Raw genomic sequence first — 2,126 nt, forward strand, 5'->3', positions numbered from 1 at the left:
GTAATATTTGGTGTATTGATCTGGCTGACCCCTTTATTGGCCATCCTGGTCAAACTTGAAAGTAAAGGCCCTCTTTTCTTCTTTCAGAAACGCACCGGGTTGGATAACCGGGAATTCTATTGCTATAAGTTCCGTTCAATGGCCGTTAATGAGGATGCAGATCAGCAGCAGGCCAGCAAGGACGATATGCGAATTACCAATATTGGGAAATTTCTAAGGAAAACGAGTATAGACGAATTACCTCAGTTCTATAATGTTTTTTTGGGAACCATGTCCGTAGTGGGCCCAAGGCCACACATGGTAAAACACACAGATGAATACGCTGCAAGGGTGGACAAGTACATGGTACGCCACTTTGTAAAGCCAGGCATTACAGGGTTGGCTCAGGTAAGGGGTTACAGAGGGGAAATAGAGACGCAAACGGACATTCAGAACAGGATAAAATTCGATGTATTTTACATCGAAAACTGGTCCTTCCTTCTGGACGTCAAGATCGTTGTCCAGACCGTTTTGAATTTGTTCAAGGGGGAGGACAAGGCCTATTGATGCAAACGTTTTACCCGTTTTCTATCCTTTTAATTGGAGAACAGAAGCGTTCTGAGTAATATTGACATCTTAAATTATAAAACGCGTATTCAATGAAAATAACTGTAGTGGGAACCGGATACGTGGGCCTGGTCACCGGGACCTGCCTGGCCGAAACCGGCAATGAAGTAGTCTGTGTGGATATTGACGCAAATAAGGTGAAGCGCATGCAATCCGGGGAAGTTCCCATTTACGAACCACACCTGGATGTAATTTTTGAACGGAACATAGAAGCGGGCCGGCTCACGTTTACCACTTCCCTGGAAGAGGGGCTTGAACATGGGGTTATTGTATTTCTTGCCTTACCCACCCCGGAAGACGAGGATGGCTCTGCAGACTTGAAATACGTCCTTGGAGTATCGGAACAAATAGGTCATTTACTAAAAGAGTACCGCGTCATTGTCGATAAGAGTACTGTTCCTGTAGGCACATCAGAAAAGGTCCATAAGGCCATTGCCAAAAATGCCAAATGCGATTTTGATGTCGTTTCCAACCCCGAATTCCTTAGGGAAGGTTTCGCAGTAGACGATTTTCTGAAGCCGGAACGCATTGTGATCGGGTCGAGTTCTGACCGCGCGACAGATCTGATGAAAAAACTCTATAAACCTTTTGTGAGATCGGGGAATCCAATGATTGTCATGGACGAAAAATCAGCAGAACTCACAAAGTATGCAGCAAATGCCTTCCTGGCCACAAAAATCACCTTTATGAATGAGATCGCTAACTTTTGCGAGAAGGTGGGAGCGGATGTGGATAAGGTCCGCATTGGGATAGGTACTGATTCCCGAATCGGGAAACGATTTCTTTTCCCTGGGATCGGATATGGGGGGTCTTGTTTCCCGAAAGACGTCAAAGCCCTTCACAAGTCCGGAAAAGACTCGGGTTACGAGTTTCAGATCCTCAAATCGGTCATCGATGTCAACCACAGACAGAAGACCATTTTAATCCCCAGGATGGTCGAGTATTTCGGGGGAGACCTCAAGGGTAAAAAAATCGGCGTCTGGGGGTTGGCATTCAAACCCGAAACAGATGATATCAGGGAGGCCCCGGCCTTGTATTTAATTGAAGAACTGTTGCAGCTGGGCGCAGAGGTTACGGCCTTTGACCCGGAGGCCATGGAGAATGTAAAACGAAAAATTGGAGACCGGATATCATATGCCACACGTATGTACGAGGTGCTGGAAAATGCAGACGCCCTTGTCATTTGTACTGAATGGGGTGTTTTCAGAAACCCCAATTTTAGTCGGATGAAAGAATTATTACAGGAGCCTGTAATTTTTGATGGGCGGAATTTATACGACACTGCAGAAATACAGTCGGAAGGGTTTTATTACGCTTCAATCGGGAGAGGGCACAAAGATGCATCCAATGAATAAAAAGGATATGAAGCGGATTTTGATTACCGGGGCGGCGGGGTTTTTAGGATCTCATCTGTGTGACCGCTTTATTGCAGAGGGGTATAGGGTCATCGCTATGGACAACCTCATAACAGGGGATATCAAGAATATCGAGCATCTCTTCCGCCTGGAACACTTTGACTT

The 2,126-nt window shown here is 45.9% G+C and carries 3 protein-coding genes; all 3 read left to right on the forward strand.

The genetic code is table 11. The features are described from left to right. Nucleotides 1-546: sugar transferase (locus WBV75_RS02910; RefSeq protein WP_424119159.1), on the forward strand; the 546-nt coding region annotated here is incomplete at its 5' end. Between the two features lie 92 nt (nt 547-638). Next, the gene (locus tag WBV75_RS02915) at nt 639-1,961 is read left to right on the forward strand and encodes a UDP-glucose dehydrogenase family protein (RefSeq protein WP_424119160.1); all 1,323 of its coding nucleotides are present in this window, start codon (nt 639-641) and stop codon (nt 1,959-1,961) included. Between the two features lie 7 nt (nt 1,962-1,968). Continuing rightward, nucleotides 1,969-2,126 (forward strand): NAD-dependent epimerase/dehydratase family protein (locus WBV75_RS02920; protein WP_424119161.1); only part of this gene is annotated, 158 nt, incomplete at its 3' end.

It is taken from the genome of Robiginitalea sp., assembly GCF_049588695.1.
Lineage (GTDB): Bacteria > Bacteroidota > Bacteroidia > Flavobacteriales > Flavobacteriaceae > Robiginitalea.

Bases quoted from the DNA above. Each gene is read 5' to 3' on its own strand.
- WBV75_RS02915 (WP_424119160.1), top strand. From the start codon at position 639: ATGAAAATAACTGTAGTGGGAACCGGATACGTGGGCCTGGTCACCGGG.